Raw genomic sequence first — 18770 nt, 5'->3', positions numbered from 1 at the left:
AAAGATATCATTTGAAGCTCAATAAAAAACCAAATTTGAGCCCATGCACTTTAAAGAAGTGAATGGGCTTTATTATTTTACTTATTCAGAACTCTATTATCTGGATTCTTTAGCTTTTGTTTTGAATAAATCGATATGGTCAAGAGCTTTTCCGGTCCCAATAGCAACACAGTCCAATGGATTTTCTGCAATAAGGACAGGCATTTTGGTTTCTTCACTGATCACCTTGTCCAGATTTCGAAGAAGCGCTCCTCCGCCAGTCAGGACAATACCCCGGTCCATAATATCTGCTGCCAGTTCAGGAGGAGTTTTTTCAAGAGTATTTTTTACTGCATCCACAATCGCATATACTGTATCATTCAATGCTTTTGAGATTTCTTCTGCAGTAATTTCAATTGTTTTAGGCAAGCCTGTCAACAGATCGCGTCCGCGAATTTCCATGTTTTCGACGCCTTCCGGATCTCCGGCAGAGCCTACCTCCACTTTTATTGTTTCTGCTGTACGGTCACCAATCATCAGGTTGTAATTTTTGCGGATATAATTGATAATCGCATCATCCATTTCATCACCGGCAATGCGGATCGATTGGCTTGTAACAATTCCGCCCAGGGAAATGATCGCTACTTCAGTAGTTCCCCCACCAATATCAACTACCATGCTTCCTGTAGGTTCCCAAACAGGCAGATTAGCTCCGATTGCTGCGGCGAATGGCTCTTCGATGGTATAAGCATCACGGGCGCCTGCCTGGCGGGTTGCATCCACAACAGCGCGCTCTTCAACGGCTGTAATACCTGATGGTACACAAACCATTACATACGGCTTCCCTGAGAAGAAGCCCTTATTTTTATTGGCTTGTTTAATATAATATTTCATCATGACAGCAGTGGTCTCATAATCCGCAATAACGCCATCCTTCATTGGACGCAGCGCAACAATATTGCCGGGAGTACGGCCGATCATATTTTTAGCGTCATTACCTACGGCTACAATATTTTTAGTATCTGTCTGCAGTGCCACTACAGACGGCTCTCTGACAACAATCCCTTTTCCTTTAACATAGACAAGCGTATTAGCTGTTCCTAAATCTATTCCAAGGTCTCTAGTACCGATTCCAAACATAAATGGTATCTCCCTTTCTGATACAAATTGCTCATTTTCCTAAGTAAGGTTTTTAATGGAATTTTCTTTTATTTTTCTAGTACAATCCGCCTCCAAAAAGGCAAGGCATCTCAAAAATCATAACCAATATTATATCTTAACGTCAAACAAAAACATAGTGTTATAAATACCCTTTTTCCTTTAAACTGACAAATTTATTTTCACCGATGATCAGATGGTCCAGCACATCGATGCCGATTATTTTTCCGGACTCTGCAAGTCTTTTGGTTACTTCAATGTCTTCCCTGCTTGGAGTGGGATCGCCGCTCGGATGATTATGAATGCAGATGATGGACGCAGCCGACCTGCGAAATGCCTCCTTAAAGACCTCTCTGGGATGAACGATTGAAGCGTTCAGGCTCCCAATAAAAATAGTCTGTTTATGAAGCACCTGATTTTTTGTATTTAAATAAAGGCATACAAAATGCTCCTGAGATAAAAATCGCATTTCATGCATGACATAATTTGCCCCATCCTCAGGCGAACGGATAATATATCTGTCATCATATGTGAGCTTTGAAATTCTCCGGCCAATTTCAACTGCTGCCAGCACCTGAATTGCCTTTGCCGATCCTATTCCTTTAATGGCCGTTATTTCATCCAGGGATGCATCCTTTAACAGCCGAAGTCCTTCAAAATGGGTAAGAAGCCTATTCGCTAATTGCAGAACTGATTCATCTTTCGTGCCTGTTCTGAGTAATATTGCTATCAGTTCGTGATTGGACAAGCTCTCTGGACCATTTTGGGCAAAGCGCTCACGAGGGCGCTCATCCTGAGGAAAATCTTTAATTAAAAGAGAATCTGTTTGCATATTGTCCTCCCTAAACTCTGGGCTCAGGGAGCTGAAGATGAATGAAGTATATTAAGGTAGCGAATATCCCGCTTTCCTCAGTTCACGAACCGTTCTGGAGACAGGAAGTCCGACAACAGAAAAATAATCTCCGCTTATACTTTTCACAAGCATGCAGCCAATGCCTTGTATCCCATATGCCCCTGCCTTGTCAAACGGTTCACCGGTGCCAATATAAGAGTTAATTTCTTCATCTGTTAACTCCCAGAACACCACATCAGTTTTTTCATAAAATGTAATGGCATTTTTTTCAGGCGACATGATAGATACACCTGTGTAAACAGAATGAGTGGTTCCAGACAGACTTTTCAGCATAGTAAAGGCTTCCTTGCTGCTGTCTGGCTTTCCTAAAACAGCGCCGTCCTTAACAACAACTGTATCTGATCCAATTACATATGAATCAGGGTGCTTATTATATACAGCCTTTGCCTTTCTATGGGCAAGCTCCTTCACGATCTCTCCTGGTGTCAGCACTGGATCAAAACTTTCATCGACATCACTGCTGGAGACTTCAAATTGCAAATGAAGATTTTCAAGAAGTTCTTTTCGCCGCGGGGAAGAGGAGGCTAAAATGAGGTTTTGCATGTAATCACCTTACCTTTATGTATCATATTGGGAGATACAGGTTAATCGTATCAAAAAATTGCCAGACAAACAATTTTAAAGAAGAAATTCACGTTATTTTTATATCAAATAATGACAAAAAGAAAGAGTCTGTCTAAATTTCCCGAACAGACTCCGCTTAATATGTGATATTTCCCAGAAAATATTCGAATCTTATAACCTTATGGCACAATATGCCGGTTCCTTACTGCCCACCTGACTGAAGCAGTGACTGATAAGCGGCAAGAAACCCAAGCAGATGCTCCTGAATTTTACCGGCTGATGCAGCATCACCTGACTGCTGGTAAGTTTCCAGTTGCTTAGAAGCATTCAATAGTTCTTCTCTTACCGGAATTAGGCTTTTATTTTGAATTTGATCTGTTTCCAGTTCATTCACTGTCTTTCTGTGGCTTTCTATTTTTTCAGCTGTTTCAGGAGTTATGGAGCTGCCAAGAGTGGCACTGGCTGCACCTTCTGACAGGCTTTGATATAAAGCGGGAGCAATTTCAGCCAGTTTTTTCTCTTCGGCATTTACTCCTTCAATTGTTTTGCCTTCAAAGGTTACTTCTTTAGCAAATACATCAATTCCCTTGCTTTTAAGATCAGCTCCTATTTCCTTTGCCTCATCAAGGCTGCCTGATACCCCTAAGAAAAGAAAAGTCTGCTCTCCCATTGTTATGGATTGGCTATAAACCCCTTTTTGAGAGTTGGCATCCTTGATTTGCTGTGCTGCTTCGCTGTTTGAAAAAACGCCCCCTTGAACTACATATGTTGCAATCGTTTCTAAACCCGCAGATCCTGCAGGAGTCTGCTGACTGGCTGCTGCCGGTTTTTCATTGATTGGAGGCGCCACCACAGTTTCTGCTGCCTGATCCGTGAATACCAGCTTCAGCATGATGAATCCGAAGCTTGTCCCCAGAAGGACCGCAAAAAAGACAGCGAGAAAAATGGATGTTAAGAATCCTTGCTTATTTCTTCCCCGAAATTTCCTGGCCAGTGTACTCAGACCATTTTTAGCTGGTGATTTAGGAGGAGCTGCTATTTTATATTCCTTTATATCCTCATCTTCCGTTTCCTCAGGCAGAATCCAGTCAAAGCTGTCATCCGCCTCTTTGCCGGCCGCTGTTTGTATGGAAGCGAAAAATTCAGTTTGATCCTGCTTTTTCTGTCTATCCAGCTGTCTCGGGTCCCATGATTTTTCCTTCATTTCTCCCTTTTTCTCCTGAAACGGACGGTCCTTGCCATTAATCTTTATCGTGATTGTTTTTTCGCTTTTAGGCTTGTCCACATCTCATCCTCCCTTCCGCACCGTTTCCTGAATTGTTTCCATCCTAACATAATGAAAAAAAAAAATAACAAGACTTTTGTCGTCTTGTTACGGAAGGATTTCGTCAAATTTTTTATTTGGTTGTTCAGTTAATACTGAAATTATATCAGGATCTAATTTATTTTTTGTGGATTCCTTAATTACCATCAGAATAGCATCAACTCCGCTTTTCTTATCTAAAACAAACAGCGGGTTATGAATTTTCTCTGAATTATTGTAAACAGAGAGTCTATCATTTCCGCATTTGATTTTATATCAAAATAATATAAATCTTGAAATAAAATCATAGATCTTTTACTCATTAACTTCTTAACAATTCTGAGTATCTCTATAAGACTGAGTGAAAGTACCATTCTATCAATTCATTGCCATAAAAGTAAGCAATCAGGGTTCCAATACCAATAAAAGGACCGAATGGAATTGGTTTCCCCTTTTTCACAACTCCTAAAATCATTCCTATCCCACCTAGAAATGCTCCAAACAAAGTGGCTAGAAAAAACGAAAGCAAAACAAGCTTCACACCTAAAGCAATACCAATAACTGAGTATAGCTTTATATCACCTCCACCCATGCCGCCTTTACTGATTACAGCTATAAATAAAAGTAGTAAAAAACCAAGTACCCCACCAGCTAAACTGTCCCACCATGGAGAAAGGGGAATTAGAATGCGTTCTGCTGTTAGGATCACACCAAAAAATAAGAGAATTTTATTTGGAATGATCATATATTTATAGTCAGATACAAATATAATGACCATAAGAGATACTAGTGTCCAGGCAACAATCAACTCTGAAGTCCACCCTAAAATTAATGGAGCAGCAGCAAACAAAGTACCTGTTAAAAGCTCCACAGCCGGATATAAGGCTGAAACTGAAACCTTACAGCGCCTGCATTTTCCACCTAGAAATACATAAGAAAAAATTGGGATAAGCTCCAAATATGATAAAGTATGCTTACAGTGTTTACAATGTGACCTCGGCTTTACTATTGATTGATTTTCAGGAACTCTTATGCCAACTACATTGTAGAAGGAACCTAGTATGGAACCAAATAAAAATAATATTATTAAGAGATTTAGCATAAATATTAACGCAACGGCGGGTAGGCTCAAGAAAGCTGATTTCCTCAGTGTCTTATTTCATAGAGGTTCTCAAATATTGTTATATGCCCGCAGCTTGTTTCCTCCTCTAAAATTTGTAAAAAATAAAAATTGATCAATGGAATCTGAATATATTTGACAGTATATGTGTAATCTTTATAAACTTCAATGATGTATATCACTAACATTAGACCAATACACCTGTAAGAACCATATATTGAATAGGTAAAAGGTTTACTTCTCCATAAAAAAATCCTTTTGACATACAAAAGGATTTTTACTTCACATATTCCGCAACCCTATTCCTCCCGGCCTGCTTAGCTCCAACATATAAAGCTCTGTCAGCATGGCGTATGAGGGCCAGTGAATCATCGGCATCTTCTGGTGCAGCAGCTACCCCAATAGAAGCGGTAATATATACCTTTGTGCTGTTGCTTCTTCCATCGATGGTCTGTTTGAGTATAAATGGTCGATTGGCAATGGTCTGTCTGATAAGCTCGGCCCAGCCTATTGCATCTTCCTTGCTGGTATCAGGCATTAAGACAATAAATTCCTCGCCGCCATATCGGGAAGCAATTCCAGCCGTATCAATCAAATTTGTCAGCCGATCAGCCAATTCGCAGAGGATTTCATTTCCGCTCTGATGCCCATACGTATCGTTCACTTTTTTAAAATGATCGATATCGAGTATGATGAGCGAGAGGAGATCCCTTGAACCGTTAAGCAATCTGCTGAACTCTTCATTTAGTTTAGCTTCTATATAGCGGTAATTATATAGTTTCGTTAGCGCACAGCGCTCGCTTTTGGCTTTTGTTTCTTCATAGTGCCTGGCATTCTCAATCGCTATTGCAAAATGCGAACATAATATATCGACAATCATGAGCTGCGACTTTTCATATGCCCTCTTTTTCGTGGATGAAAGCAGCAGAATTCCCAATATTTCATTACTTCGGACTATGGGAACACAAATGATGCTCTCAGCATCTTCCGGCAAAAACTCCTTAGCAATGCTTTTCCATTTATTTTTCGAATGAAAAAGGACGGATTTTCCGGTTTCCAAAACCAATCCGCTGATTCCCTCATTTTTATTTGTTGGCATAAGATCATTTGGCTTAATTAGTTCATGCTCTTTCCGGTAAATGGAGTGAAGTTCATCATTGTCTTTGATATCAAGGATATAGGCATAATCAACAGGAACCATTTCGCTCAATTTCAAAATGAAAAGCTCCATAACCTCATTAACATCAAGATGCTCGGCCATTTTATGACTAATTTCTGAGGCTTTTTGAAGGTAATCAATCACCTTCTCACTTGAGTAATAAAGATGAAGTATGATTGAAAGACTTACAAATGGCACACCTACAATCAGGAGTGCAAGAATCCCCACTTCAGCATAGAGAATGTAAAGGATAAGGCCAATCGGGAATGTTATGAGTGAAGTGACCGTTTCCCAAATCAGGTCTTTTTCCAGAAAGGATATTCTCCTGCCGTACAAGGCAGCCTGAATTACACTGATTAATATCTGATTTAGTGTAAAATGAATAACCGGATAGGCGGCCGCAACCCAGAAATACCGGGGTTCAGCAATCAAATCTATGCCTGTTTTGCCTCCCATTGCAAAGTAAGCCAGCCCGCTCAATAAAGAGACCGTAAAGAATAAAAGTGAGTTAAGCGGCAGACGAAACAACTGGTCTTTTTGTACTTTAAGTCTGATAAGAAGTACCACGACACCGACCTGAACCATAACCATTTCAGCAAGAAGACCAAAGGTTAAGAATACTGCCATGGAAACCCATTGAATTAAAAAGATTGGTGTATTATTGACAACCATCGGCATGGAAGAAACGAGAAACATTAAAATAAAAAAGGCAAATAAACTGATTCCCTGTCCTGAAAGATCGGGAGGGTAAAAATGATAGGTTAGCATGGAACCTGCGGGAAATAGCAGTATCCATAATAACCATATTTTTTTCTTGGCTCGTGAACTAACTATCTTTTCCCCCTCCTCCAATTTATTCAGGAAAATAGTCTGATAATAAAAATATTTTATCAAATTTTCTAACTTTTGTCATATTTTCATTGTTTGTTTTCCAAAAGTTTCAAAAGAACTGGCTTCACTTCTGATAGGAAGTAAAGGGATCCGGTTATGACAAGGACGCTGTTTTTTCCTGATTCGCACACTTCAGTCTTCAATAGCTCTTTCCAATCTGTGTGAAATTGTTTCCTGCTGTTGTCACTGAGATTATATAAATCTTCAGCTGATGCTGCTCTCGGAAAGTGAAATTCTGTAAAGGTGATGGAGTCTGCAGCAGAGTCAAGCTTATTGATCATTTTATCAAGCTTTTTATCAGCCAGCGCAGCAAATATAATCTTTTTGCTTCGATCTCCAAAACGCTTCTCCAGCTCGGCAGTTAAAGCAGATATCCCTTCTTCATTATGTGCCCCATCTATTACCACCAGCGGGTCATGAGACACAATTTCAAATCTGCCGGGCCAGAAGGCTGTTTTCAATCCGGCTCTTATGTGTTTCTCCTCTATTAAGAACGAATAAAACTTATTTAATAGCTCTGCTGCCATTACAGCCAAGGATGCATTTTCAGTCTGGTGTTTCCCGCTCATCCCTGTCTCAAGATCACGGAACTCCTGAAATACTGTCTCAAGGGAGAAAAACTCACCCTTGACCAGGGATTTATGATCCGAAATAGTAAATTCATTTCCCAGCTGATAAATCGGGGACTTTAAGCCTAAAGCTTTATCTTGAATAACAGCGAGGGCTTCTTCCTGTTTAACAGCTGTAATAACACTGATCCCAGGTTTAATGATTCCCGCTTTTTCAAGGGCGATTTTCTCATATGTATCCCCAAGTATGGCTGTATGATCGAGCCCGATGCTTGTAATGATTGATAACACGGGATAGATGATGTTAGTGGAGTCATATCTGCCCCCAAGTCCCACTTCAAACAATACAAGATCCACTGGTCTTATATGACCAAAATATTGAAAAGCCATGGCGGTAATGATTTCAAACTCAGTTGGGCCGCCAAGTTCGGTCTGTTCCAATTCAACAGCCAGCGGATATATATCATTGGCAAGCTGAACGAGATCGTCATCCCCAATCGGAGTTCCGTTAAGAGAAATGCGTTCATTAAAATTCTCAAAATATGGCGATGTAAACGTCCCGACCGAATAACCCGCCTCTTGAAGAATTGATCTCAAAAATGTGACTGTTGAGCCTTTCCCATTCGTTCCGCCAATATGAACAGACTTAATCCTTCTCTCCGGATGCCCGAGTTTTTCCATCATCCATTCCATTCTCTGCAGACCAGGTTTCATCCCCAGCCTAAGCCTTGAATGAATCCATCCAAGAGCTTCCTCATAAGCAGTAAACATCTATATGCACCTCCGTTATAACAGGAAGGAAGACGAATCCTTAATATGGACCCGCCTTCCGCAACTTTTAATTATTCTCCTTTTAACTCTCTAATGCGGGCTTCTACAGCTGCTCTCTTCTCGCTGTAGTCTTGTTCTTTTGCTTTCTCTTCTTCAATTACCTTTTCAGGCGCTTTTTTAATAAAGCCTTCATTTGAAAGTTTCTTTTGAACCCGTTCTACTTCTTTATTTAATTTATCCCATTCTTTCTGCAGTCTGGCCACTTCTTCTTGGATATTAATCAAGCCCTCAAGCGGCAGGATAATTTCTGCACCAGTCACAACTGCTGTCATCGCCTTATCAGGTGTTTCAACCTCTAAAGCCAGCACCAGTTCCTCAGGATTACAGAAGCGTTCAATATAGGCACTGTTATTTTCCAGTGTAGTAAGAATTTCCTGGTCTTTAGCCCTAACCATCATTTTAATTTTCTTGCTCATTGGCGTGTTCACTTCAGCACGGCTGTTGCGGACAGAACGGATGATTTCAACAAGCAGCTTCATTTCATTTGCAGCCTGGTTGTCTGTGTATTCTTCGTTTACAGCTGGCCACTGAGCAACTGTGATGGATTCGCCTGAATGAGGAAGGTTCTGCCAAATTTCCTCCGTTATGAATGGCATAAATGGATGAAGCAGGCGCATTGTGTTATCCAGAACATATGCCAGGATGGAGCGCGTCGTTTTCTTGGCAGCTTCATCTTCTCCATAAAGCGGAAGCTTCGCCATTTCGATATACCAGTCGCAGAAATCATCCCAGATGAAGTTGTAAAGCACTCGGCCAACCTCTCCAAACTCATAGCGGTCAGACAATCTTGTAACAGTCTCAATTGTTTCATTCAAACGGGTTAATATCCACTTATCAGCAACAGACTTTTCACCGCTTAAATCAATTTCTTCGAATTTTAATCCATCCATATTCATTAAGGCAAAGCGGGATGCATTCCAGATTTTATTGGCAAAGTTCCAGGTTGCCTCTACCTTTTCCATACTGAAACGAAGATCCTGTCCCGGCGAGCTTCCTGTAGAAAGGAAATAACGGAGTGAATCGGCACCATACTGGTCGATTACATCCATTGGATCAACGCCATTTCCAAGGGACTTACTCATCTTGCGTCCCTGTGAGTCACGAACAAGTCCATGAATTAATACATCCTGGAAAGGACGCTCTCCTGTAAATTCGAGACCTTGGAAGATCATTCGTGATACCCAGAAGAAAATGATGTCATAGCCTGTTACAAGAGCTGCTGTCGGATAGTATCTCTTAAAGTCAGCAGATTCAGTATCCGGCCAGCCCATCGTTGAAAACGGCCATAATGCAGAACTGAACCATGTATCTAATACATCTTTATCCTGTTCCCAGTTTTCACTATCTTCAGGAGCTTCATGACCTACGTAAACCTCACCAGTCTCCTTGTGATACCAGGCCGGGATGCGGTGTCCCCACCAAAGCTGGCGTGAAATGCACCAGTCGCGGATATTTTCCATCCAGCGCAGATACGTTTTTTCAAATCGCTCCGGAACAAAGTTCACTTTTTCCTCTTTATTTTGAAGTGCGATGGCTTCATCTGCAAGAGGCTGCATTTTTACAAACCATTGTGTTGAAAGGTATGGTTCGACTACTGCACCGCTGCGCTCTGAATGGCCCACAGAATGCATATGCTCTTCAATTCTGAAAAGAACTCCTTCTTCCTGAAGGTCCTTTACGATCTGCTTGCGGCATTCAAAGCGGTCCATACCCTGGTATTTACCGGCTCTCGTGTTCATCGTGCCGTCTTCATTCATTACAAGGATTCTTTCAAGATTGTGGCGGTTTCCGATTTCGAAATCATTAGGGTCATGAGCCGGTGTAATTTTTACTGCACCTGACCCGAAATCCATTTCTACATAATCATCTGCAACAATTGGAATTTCCCGTCCTGTAATCGGAAGTTTAACCGTCTTGCCGATTAAATGCTTATAACGCTCATCTTCCGGGTGTACTGCTACAGCTGTATCGCCAAGCATCGTTTCAGGGCGCGTAGTGGCAATTTCGATATGTCCCGAACCGTCTGTCAGTGGATATCTCATATGGTAGAAAGCACCTTGAACATCCTTATATATAACTTCGATATCAGAAAGGGCTGTTTTCGTAGACGGATCCCAGTTGATGATGTACTCGCCGCGGTAAATCAGGCCTTTATTATAAAGTGAAACGAAAACCTCTCTAACAGCTTTTGATAAGCCTTCATCAAGGGTGAAGCGTTCACGGCTGTAATCAAGCCCTAATCCAAGCTTTGACCATTGCTGGCGGATATGGCTGGCATATTCCTCTTTCCATTTCCATGTTTCTTCCACAAATTTTTCACGGCCTAGATCATAGCGGCTTTTTCCATCACTGCGAAGCTTTTCTTCAACCTTTGCCTGCGTGGCGATACCTGCATGGTCCATTCCAGGAAGCCATAAAACATCGTAACCCTGCATACGCTTCATTCGGGTGAGGATGTCCTGCAGCGTCGTATCCCATGCATGGCCGAGATGAAGCTTTCCTGTTACGTTTGGAGGCGGGATTACAATTGTATACGGCTGCTTCGTTTCGTCATCTTTTGCCTCAAAGAACTTCCCTTCCAGCCACCAGTCATATCTTCCTTTTTCAATCGCCAGCGGATCATATTTCGTCGGCATTGTTAATTCATTGTTATCCATATGTCATACTTCCTTTCTAAAAGCAATCAGCAAAAATAAAAAACTCCACTCGCCATAAAAGGACGAATGGAGTTTGTTTCGCGGTACCACCTTTTTTTCAGCCACTAAAGAAAATCCCCAAAAGACATTCTTATAGTGATTGACACTTATGCAGATAACGGATTTCCCGTCTTTTACTACTTGGCTTAAGCCTTTCGCAAAAGATGCTCTGGGGCGACCTTCCAACGGTTCTGCCTGGATAACCTTTCAGCTGCTGGTTTTCCTCTCTAAAAGGCAAATGGCCATTGTACTCTTCCCTGTCTTAGCATCGATATAAAGTTATATATAAAATATACTACCGAAAAAAGACTGTTATAGTCAATAAGGATATCCCAGTTTTTTATATATTATTCACTGTCTCCATTGAAGTGCTGCTTAATCTGCCCTTATTCATTGCCGGGTGCGTGAATGTTATAAGGGGAAAAATGAAAATAGGCACTTTACGGAAAAAAGAATCATAGGATGTATATAAGAACATTGGGAAAAGGGGTATGCACAAATGAGAAGAAAATATAATCCATACACACTGCCTCCCTGGTTAAGAACTTTCAGGAATGTATGTGCACAATTCATTATCCCGTTCTGTGTGTTTCAAGGCATAAGAACCATATTATTGCCTACTACCTTCGATGTACTGCTGCTCTCGCTGTTCATCCTGATCGCTATCGCCTTTCATCTTCAATTGGTTTAGGAGCCCGCTTTCTTCAGCTTTGGGCTCCTTCCTGTGACTGAGCTTCTGCTGCCGCTTTGGCTTCCTGCTTTTGCCTCTCAATCTCATCTATTCTCATAACGGCATATTCAATATTTTTTAAAAGCCAGTACTGCCTTTGCAGATGCTGAACCGCCTTTCTCTCTCCTCTCTTTCCTTCCCCTTTATGATATTGTTCGCAAGCTTTGATAATCGGACCCGGATGAGCAAAGTAGCTTTGAAACAGCAGCATCTCGTCGTCCCTGAAGGGAAAGTACTTCATATATGTGTATATCCATTCTACACTTTCTTCCGATCTTTTTGGATATGTTTTCAGTGTTCTTGATAAAAACGGCAACAAATCATGGAGCGGCGATCCCTGTCTTGCATTTTCGAAATTTGTGAAGTAGCCATATCCCCTATCATCGTATAAAAAATGTTCGGTTGAAACTTTTCCATGAATGATGACCGTACGTGCTTTTTCACTTTCCTTTGTTTTTTCATACCAATCCTTAAATTTGTTTGTGGAGAATTTTAGTGCCTGGCTGACATCATGGTAGTATAGGGAAAACATTAGCTCAAAAGGAGACATATACTCTTTTCGTTCGCAGGCCTCGATGAATCCCTCCAAAAACTCCTTTTCCTTCTCCCATTCCTGTAAGGTATTTTCGTAATGTTCAGTACGGTCTTCTTTTTTTATAGGAACTTCCCGTGAGGACAATGTGTGGAGTCTTGCCAATTCCCTAATCATCTGCTGATGCCGCTCAAATCTGTCCTCCTTTTCTTCATTGGACATCCAGGGCATTAAATAAAATAATTCATTCTGATGGAGCACAGCATATCTCCCGTCCACCGTTGGGTAAATAGGAACTATTCTGTTATAGCCTTTTTGAAAGAGTGTTTGTACATGCCTTATAAAGTCCGCTCCACGCTGAGGCTTTATTTTTTTCAAAGCAAACACGCCTTTGCTGCTGTAAACCTTCTGAACTCTCCCAAAATCCTCTATAAAATGCGGCTCTAATGAATAATGTTTTAAAATGGGAGAGACTTTCTGCAGCCGATTTTTTTCTTCCACCTTAACCACTCACTTTCCAGAATGAAAAAATATATATTGGTCAAACAAAAATAGCTGAGCGGGTTATCAATACCTGCTCAGCCTTTTAACCTTTTAATGGGCTACCGCAACAGGAATGTACAGCACTTGACCTTCATAAATATCCTGATTAATTTCCAGATGATTCACCCTTACTAGCTGCTGAGCCAGTATATCATACCTTTCAGCAATGGCATCAATTGTGTCACCGTTCTGCACAATGCAAACCTTGAGTTTAACATGTTCTTCCGACTCTTCCTTGCGGGCAAAAAACTCAGTTAACGACATGCTTTTCTTTTTGGAGATTTTCTTTTTCTTAGCTTCCTGTTCTGAAGAGGATGATGATTCCTCTGTTTCCTCAGGGATTTGCTGTGCAGCTGCCTGGACAGGTTTCTTTTCAAAAGAGGGGCTATCCGATTCAGATGCTTCCGTCATTTGATAAATTTCCTGTGCAGTTGGCGGTGTTTCCTCTTCACTGCGCTGAGAAGAGAAAGATATTTCCGGTGCAGTTTTTTGCGTTTGTTCTTCTTGCGGCTGGTCTTGTGTTACTTCAAGCGCTGCCGGCACTTCAGATTTGATGACTTCCTGCTCTTCCGTTTCAGGCTGCTTTCTTGCTTCTGCCTCAAATGGGATATATACCTCAGCTGTCACCGGCTGCTCTTCCAGCTGTTCCTCTTCCCGTATATCTTCCTCGGCACCAGCGAATACCTGCTCAGCGGATGCCCGTTCCTCCCTTTCTTCCTCCTGCTCCTGCTCCTGTTCTTCCTGCTGATAAGACGGCCATTCCTGCAGAATCGGCTCTTCTTCCTCTGTCTCCTCCCCCGCTTCAGGAGATCTGTACAGAGGCTCTAATTCTTCAATTTCAGGTTCAATTTCAGTTTCAGGTTCAATTTCTTCCTCCCATACTTGAACAGGCACATGCTGCTGATCGCCATATAATCCTGTTATGGTTAAATTAGCTGTCAGCTTCATACAGCTTCTTTCCGGCAGAACATAATCGAAGGACTCTACCGCAACGTCAATATCGTAAATGCTTTGGATCCTATTATTCGGAATGGTGATATCGACAGGAAAATAGTGCTTGAATTCACAAATTCCTTCTCCCCGTTCTTCGATTGTCTGAACGAACTTGGTAACTGCAAAATCCTCTTGTTCTTCCTCGGATACTTCTTCATCGCTGCGTCTATACTCACCCGCCAGTTCCAGTGCTCCCTGGATTGTTACATATTGATCGCTTTCCTGAATTGTTATATTGGGGTCTAACGAGATGGAAATCAGGTCTGATACTTCCTGTCCTTTTTGAAACCATACTGATTCTTCTAAAGAAAATCGTAAGCACGATGGATTCCCCTGAGACAAAGCGACTCCTCCCTTCGAATCTTTGCGTTTAATCACTATGTCATTAACAATCCTATGAGGGATGAGGATACTTTATGATTAGAAAAATAGCGCTTAATGGGAATATGAAAAACACTCATCAAAAATGATGAGTGTCAGGTTTTGCTTATTTTAATTTGGAGAATGCCTGTTCAGCAGCCAAGATTGTTTTTTCAATATCCTCATCTGTATGTGCAGTTGAGAGGAAGAGTCCTTCGAATTGGGATGGCGGCAGGAAGACTCCCTGGTTTGCCATTTCCCTGTAGTATTCTGCAAAGAATTCAAGGTTGGATGTTTTGGCTTTTTCATAGTTAATAACGTCTTCATTTGTAAAGAAGATGCCGATCATGGATCCGGCACGGTTGATGGTGTGCGGGATATCATATTTTTCAGCAGCTGCCTTAAGCCCTTCTTCCAGTCTGTCTGCTTTTCTTTCAAATTCTTTGTAGGAATCCGGTGTCAGCTGGCTTAAAGTCTCGAAACCGGCTGTCATGGCAAGAGGATTTCCTGATAATGTTCCTGCCTGGTAAATTGGGCCGCTTGGTGCAATCTGCTTCATTATTTCAGCTTTTCCGCCATATGCACCGACTGGGAGACCGCCGCCAATAACTTTTCCAAGACATGTAATGTCCGGAGTCACCCCAAAATAGCCCTGCGCACAATTGTAGCCAACGCGGAATCCGGTCATTACTTCATCAAAAATAAGCAGGGATCCGCTTTGCTCTGTAATTTCCCTTAAGCCTTCAAGGAAGCCTGGCTGTGGAGGAACGACTCCCATATTTCCAGCCACCGGCTCCACAATCACACCTGCAATATCATCTCCGAATTGCTCGAAGGCATATCTTACACTTTCAAGATCATTATAAGGAACTGTAATCGTGTTTTTAGCAACACCTTCAGGAACCCCCGGACTGTCAGGCAGCCCCAAGGTCGCTACACCAGAGCCGGCTTTGATTAGAAGAGAATCGCCGTGGCCATGATAGCAGCCTTCAAATTTCATTATTTTATTCCGGCCGGTATATCCTCGGGCAAGTCTTAAAGCACTCATGGTAGCTTCTGTTCCGGAAGAAACCATCCGCACCACTTCGATGGATGGGACGCGCTCAATAACAAGCTTAGCAAGCTCGTTCTCAATTTCAGTTGGAGCCCCGAAGCTTGTCCCCATTTCAGCTACTTTTTTAATACCCTCGACCACACGTTCATTCGTATGACCCAGAATTAAGGGGCCCCAGGACAATACATAATCGATATATTCATTGCCATCGATATCGTAGATTTTAGAGCCGCGTCCGCGTTCCATAAAAATGGGATCCATATTAACCGATTTAAAGGCACGTACAGGAGAGTTTACTCCTCCAGGCATCAATTCGCTTGCCTCTTTAAAAGCCTTGTTAGATTTTTCATAAGAGCGCATGTCATCCCTCTTTTCAATTTAATAAGGAGTTTCATTAACAATGATCTGCAGTTTTAGCCTTGTTCCTTAATCCACCTTGCAGCATCTTTTGCATGGTAAGTAATAATTAAATCACTTCCTGCACGCTTCATGCCTGTAAGCATTTCCATAACTATTCTCTGTTCATCGATCCAGCCGTTTTGTGCTGCAGCTTTAACCATTGAATATTCACCGCTCACATTATAAATCACAATTGGCAGATTGATGTTGTTCTTAACGTCCCGTACAATGTCCAAATATGGCATTCCCGGCTTAACTATCAGGAAGTCTGCCCCTTCCATTAAATCAGATTCAGCTTCGCGCATGGCTTCCATACGGTTGGCAGGATCCATCTGATATGCTTTACGATCGCCAAATTGCGGTGTGCTGTCAGCTGCATCCCGGAAAGGACCATAGAATGCAGATGCATATTTAACTGCATAAGACATAACAGGGATATCTTCAAATCCGGCTTCATCAAGACCTGCCCGGATGGCTGCTGTAAACCCATCCATCATATTTGATGGGGCAATAATGTCTGCTCCTGCTTTAGCCTGGCTTACAGCCGTCTGCACAAGCAGCTCCAGAGATGCATCATTCAGAACTTCCCCATTTTCAATTAAACCGCAGTGGCCATGGTCGGTATACTCGCAAAGGCAAGTATCAGCGATAATGATGATTTCCGGAAATTTAGCTTTAATAAATCTTGTAGCTTCCTGTACGATTCCATGATCATGATAAGCCTGCTGCCCGCATGCATCTTTCTCTTTAGGAATTCCAAATAAGAGAACTGATTTTATTCCAAGAGAAACAACTTCGTTCATTTCCTCTTCGAGATGATCCAGCGATAAGTTGAAGATGCCCGGCATTGAAGGTATTTCTCTTTTAATGCCTTCTCCTTCTGCCACAAAAATCGGATAAATTAAATCCTCAGTACGCAAGAAGTTTTCACGGATAAGCGCTCTCATATTCGGACTTTTACGAAGGCGTCTATGCCTGTTAAATTGAAGATCCATTAATTTTCCCTCCTGGTTTCTGCTAAGTATCTGCTAATGCTCTTAAGCATGCTATGTACTGTATATTCTTCCGGAACTGCATGTACCTGCAGGCCATATGCCTCTGCACGTTCTTTAGTCACAGGGCCGATGCAGCCCACCACACTGTCTTTTACAGCATTCAGAAATCCAAGCTCCTTAACAGCCCCCACAAAATGATCCACTGTGGAAGGACTGGTAAAAGGAAGAATGTCTAACCCTTTTCCTGAAAGCTGATCTCTTAACAGACTGATGCTTTCACGTGGAAAAACAGTTTTATAAACAATAATTTCATCAACATTTGCACCCTTTTCTGAGAGAGATGCTGCGATATAGTCACGTGCCAGATTTCCTTTAGGGATCAATACCTTCATCCCTTTTTCTACTAATGGCAAAAAATCCTCAACAAACCCTTCAGCAACATATTCTCCGGGCACAAACTGCACCTTTAATCCCTTGTCGGCAAGCATTTTTTTAGTTTTCCCGCCGATAACCGCTATTTTAGGGAAGGGGCTGCTTAGACTAAAATTTTCAAAAAAAGCATCCACAGCAGTTTTGCTGGTGAATATCACCCAGTCATAAGTATGAATTTCCTTATGGGCCTGAAATAAAGCTATATCCCGCAAAGGCTCGAAAGCAATCAGGGGGATCTCAACCGGCATCCCCCCATAGCTTCGGATAAGAGCTGAAAAGGACTGAGCCTCTTTTTTCCCTCTTGGCACCAGAACATTCATGCCTTCTAAAGGGGAAGTCCGTTTCATTGCCCGTCAAGCTCCTCTTTTACCCTGTCGATAAGCTCTTTAGCTCCCTGTTGGGTTAACTTGACAGCCACCTTAACACCAAGCTCTTCCGGGTTTGAACCTGTTAATGTCTCCTTATAAATCACTTTTCCATCAGGAGAGCCTACAAGTCCAGTTAACTCCAATTCCCCTGTTTCATTAATTGTTGCAAACCCTGCAATCGGAACCTGGCAGCCGCCTTCCATCTTATGCAGGAACACACGCTCTGCACGCACAGTCTGGTTCGTCTCAGGGCATGTGAATTTATCCAGCAATGCCCGAAGCTCCTTATCACTTTCACGGCACTCTATGGAAAGTGCTCCCTGGCCAACTGCCGGCACACAGATTTCCGGCTCCAGGAATTCCGTAACAACATCCGATGCCCAGCCCATTCTGGATAGACCTGCTGCCGCAAGAATAATTGCATCATATTCTTCCGTTTCCAGTTTGGATAATCGGGTATCTATGTTTCCTCTGATCCACTTAATCTCGAGATCCGGACGCTGCGCCAGAAGCTGTGCCCCTCTGCGCAGGCTGCTTGTTCCAATTACAGATCCCGGCTTTAAGTCATTCAGTTTGATATGCCCTTTTGAAATGAGTGCATCCCGATGGTCTTCTCTTTCCGGAATGCTTCCAATTGTCAGACCTTCCGGAAGAACAGCAGGCATATCCTTCATGCTATGTACAGCCATATCAATTTCCTCATCAAGCATGGCCTGTTCAATTTCCTTTACGAATAAACCTTTTCCTCCGACCTTTGAAAGGGTAACATCAAGAATTTTATCACCTTTTGTGACAATTTCCTTCACTTCAAACTCAAAGGATGGATCGATGTTTTTCAATTGGCTGATCACCCAGTTGGTCTGAGTTAATGCCAGCTTGCTTCGTCTTGAACCTACAATTATTTTTCTCATGACAGCCTCCTGCAATTATGTCTGGCAGCGAACAGCCGCCTCCGCTTTTCTTTGTCCAGCTCCGGCTCCTAGCCCCTCGAGGTCATAAGCTGTTCTGCTCTGCGGCAAACTGCGCCGCGGCCGCAGACCATCTTATGCTTGTCGGGGCTGAACAGTCGCCTCCGCTTTTCTTTGTCCAGCTCCGGCTCCTAGCCCCTCGAGGTCATAAGCTGTTCTGCTCTGCGGCAAACTGCGCCGCGGCCGCAGACCATCTTATGCTTGTCGGGGCGG

15 protein-coding genes and 1 other annotated feature are annotated in these 18770 nt (G+C 42.3%); of the genes, 1 reads left to right on the top strand and 14 read right to left on the bottom strand.

The genetic code is table 11. The features are described from left to right. Positions 1 to 96: 96 nt before the first annotated feature. From AC3WTL_RS11620 to AC3WTL_RS11585, 8 genes are all read right to left on the bottom strand, one after another. Positions 97 to 1119, bottom strand: coding sequence for a rod shape-determining protein (locus AC3WTL_RS11620; RefSeq protein WP_035331317.1), 1023 nt, complete (start codon positions 1117 to 1119; stop codon positions 97 to 99). Positions 1120 to 1279: 160 nt separating this feature from the next. Further along, the gene (radC, locus tag AC3WTL_RS11615; RefSeq protein ID WP_163143665.1) at positions 1280 to 1969 is read right to left on the bottom strand and encodes a RadC family protein; all 690 of its coding nucleotides are present in this window, start codon (positions 1967 to 1969) and stop codon (positions 1280 to 1282) included. 51 nt (positions 1970 to 2020) lie between these two features. Beyond that, positions 2021 to 2593, bottom strand: a complete 573-nt coding sequence (locus tag AC3WTL_RS11610) for a Maf family protein (protein WP_222497650.1) — start codon at positions 2591 to 2593, stop codon at positions 2021 to 2023. A 223-nt stretch (positions 2594 to 2816) separates the two neighbouring features. After that, on the bottom strand, positions 2817 to 3899 hold the full coding sequence (locus tag AC3WTL_RS11605) for a hypothetical protein (protein ID WP_222497649.1): 1083 nt from the start codon (positions 3897 to 3899) through the stop codon (positions 2817 to 2819). Between the two features lie 367 nt (positions 3900 to 4266). Then, positions 4267 to 5019, bottom strand: coding sequence for a prepilin peptidase (locus AC3WTL_RS11600; protein WP_222498078.1), 753 nt, complete (start codon positions 5017 to 5019; stop codon positions 4267 to 4269). Positions 5020 to 5314: 295 nt separating this feature from the next. After that, positions 5315 to 6964 (bottom strand): sensor domain-containing diguanylate cyclase, encoded by a 1650-nt coding sequence (locus AC3WTL_RS11595; RefSeq protein ID WP_248348304.1) that lies wholly within the window; start codon positions 6962 to 6964, stop codon positions 5315 to 5317. 149 nt (positions 6965 to 7113) lie between these two features. Then, positions 7114 to 8427: a bifunctional folylpolyglutamate synthase/dihydrofolate synthase gene (locus AC3WTL_RS11590; protein WP_248348303.1), complete on the bottom strand. Its 1314-nt coding sequence runs from the start codon at positions 8425 to 8427 to the stop codon at positions 7114 to 7116. Positions 8428 to 8498: 71 nt separating this feature from the next. Beyond that, the gene (locus AC3WTL_RS11585; RefSeq protein WP_248348302.1) at positions 8499 to 11144 is read right to left on the bottom strand and encodes a valine--tRNA ligase; all 2646 of its coding nucleotides are present in this window, start codon (positions 11142 to 11144) and stop codon (positions 8499 to 8501) included. A gap of 55 nt (positions 11145 to 11199) precedes the next feature. Next, positions 11200 to 11456: a binding site (T-box leader), on the bottom strand. A 226-nt stretch (positions 11457 to 11682) separates the two neighbouring features. Between AC3WTL_RS11585 and AC3WTL_RS11580 the strand changes: the two genes are divergently transcribed. After that, positions 11683 to 11874, top strand: a complete 192-nt coding sequence (locus AC3WTL_RS11580; protein WP_019380294.1) for a YszA family small membrane protein — start codon at positions 11683 to 11685, stop codon at positions 11872 to 11874. A 13-nt stretch (positions 11875 to 11887) separates the two neighbouring features. Here AC3WTL_RS11580 and ysxE read toward each other — a convergent pair whose 3' ends face one another. The 6 genes from ysxE to hemC form a co-directional block, all read right to left on the bottom strand. Beyond that, positions 11888 to 12946, bottom strand: a complete 1059-nt coding sequence (gene ysxE / locus AC3WTL_RS11575) for a spore coat protein YsxE (protein WP_248348301.1) — start codon at positions 12944 to 12946, stop codon at positions 11888 to 11890. Positions 12947 to 13039: 93 nt separating this feature from the next. After that, positions 13040 to 14323, bottom strand: coding sequence for a stage VI sporulation protein D (gene spoVID, locus AC3WTL_RS11570; RefSeq protein WP_492369436.1), 1284 nt, complete (start codon positions 14321 to 14323; stop codon positions 13040 to 13042). A gap of 145 nt (positions 14324 to 14468) precedes the next feature. Continuing rightward, complete coding sequence (hemL, locus tag AC3WTL_RS11565) at positions 14469 to 15755, bottom strand: glutamate-1-semialdehyde 2,1-aminomutase (protein WP_197213228.1); 1287 nt, start codon at positions 15753 to 15755, stop codon at positions 14469 to 14471. A 53-nt stretch (positions 15756 to 15808) separates the two neighbouring features. After that, positions 15809 to 16789: a porphobilinogen synthase gene (gene hemB, locus AC3WTL_RS11560; protein ID WP_048011012.1), complete on the bottom strand. Its 981-nt coding sequence runs from the start codon at positions 16787 to 16789 to the stop codon at positions 15809 to 15811. Next, entirely contained in the window at positions 16789 to 17568 is a 780-nt protein-coding gene (locus AC3WTL_RS11555) for a uroporphyrinogen-III synthase (RefSeq protein ID WP_222497644.1), read from the bottom strand. Before AC3WTL_RS11555 ends, hemB begins: the two co-directional genes overlap by 1 nt. Further along, positions 17565 to 18500, bottom strand: coding sequence for a hydroxymethylbilane synthase (gene hemC, locus AC3WTL_RS11550; RefSeq protein WP_222497642.1), 936 nt, complete (start codon positions 18498 to 18500; stop codon positions 17565 to 17567). The genes AC3WTL_RS11555 and hemC overlap by 4 nt, the downstream gene beginning before the upstream one ends. Positions 18501 to 18770: the final 270 nt, after the last annotated feature.

This window comes from Cytobacillus sp. EB106-05-05-XG126, assembly GCF_058791715.1.
This window is presented reverse-complemented; position numbering and strand designations above follow the sequence as displayed.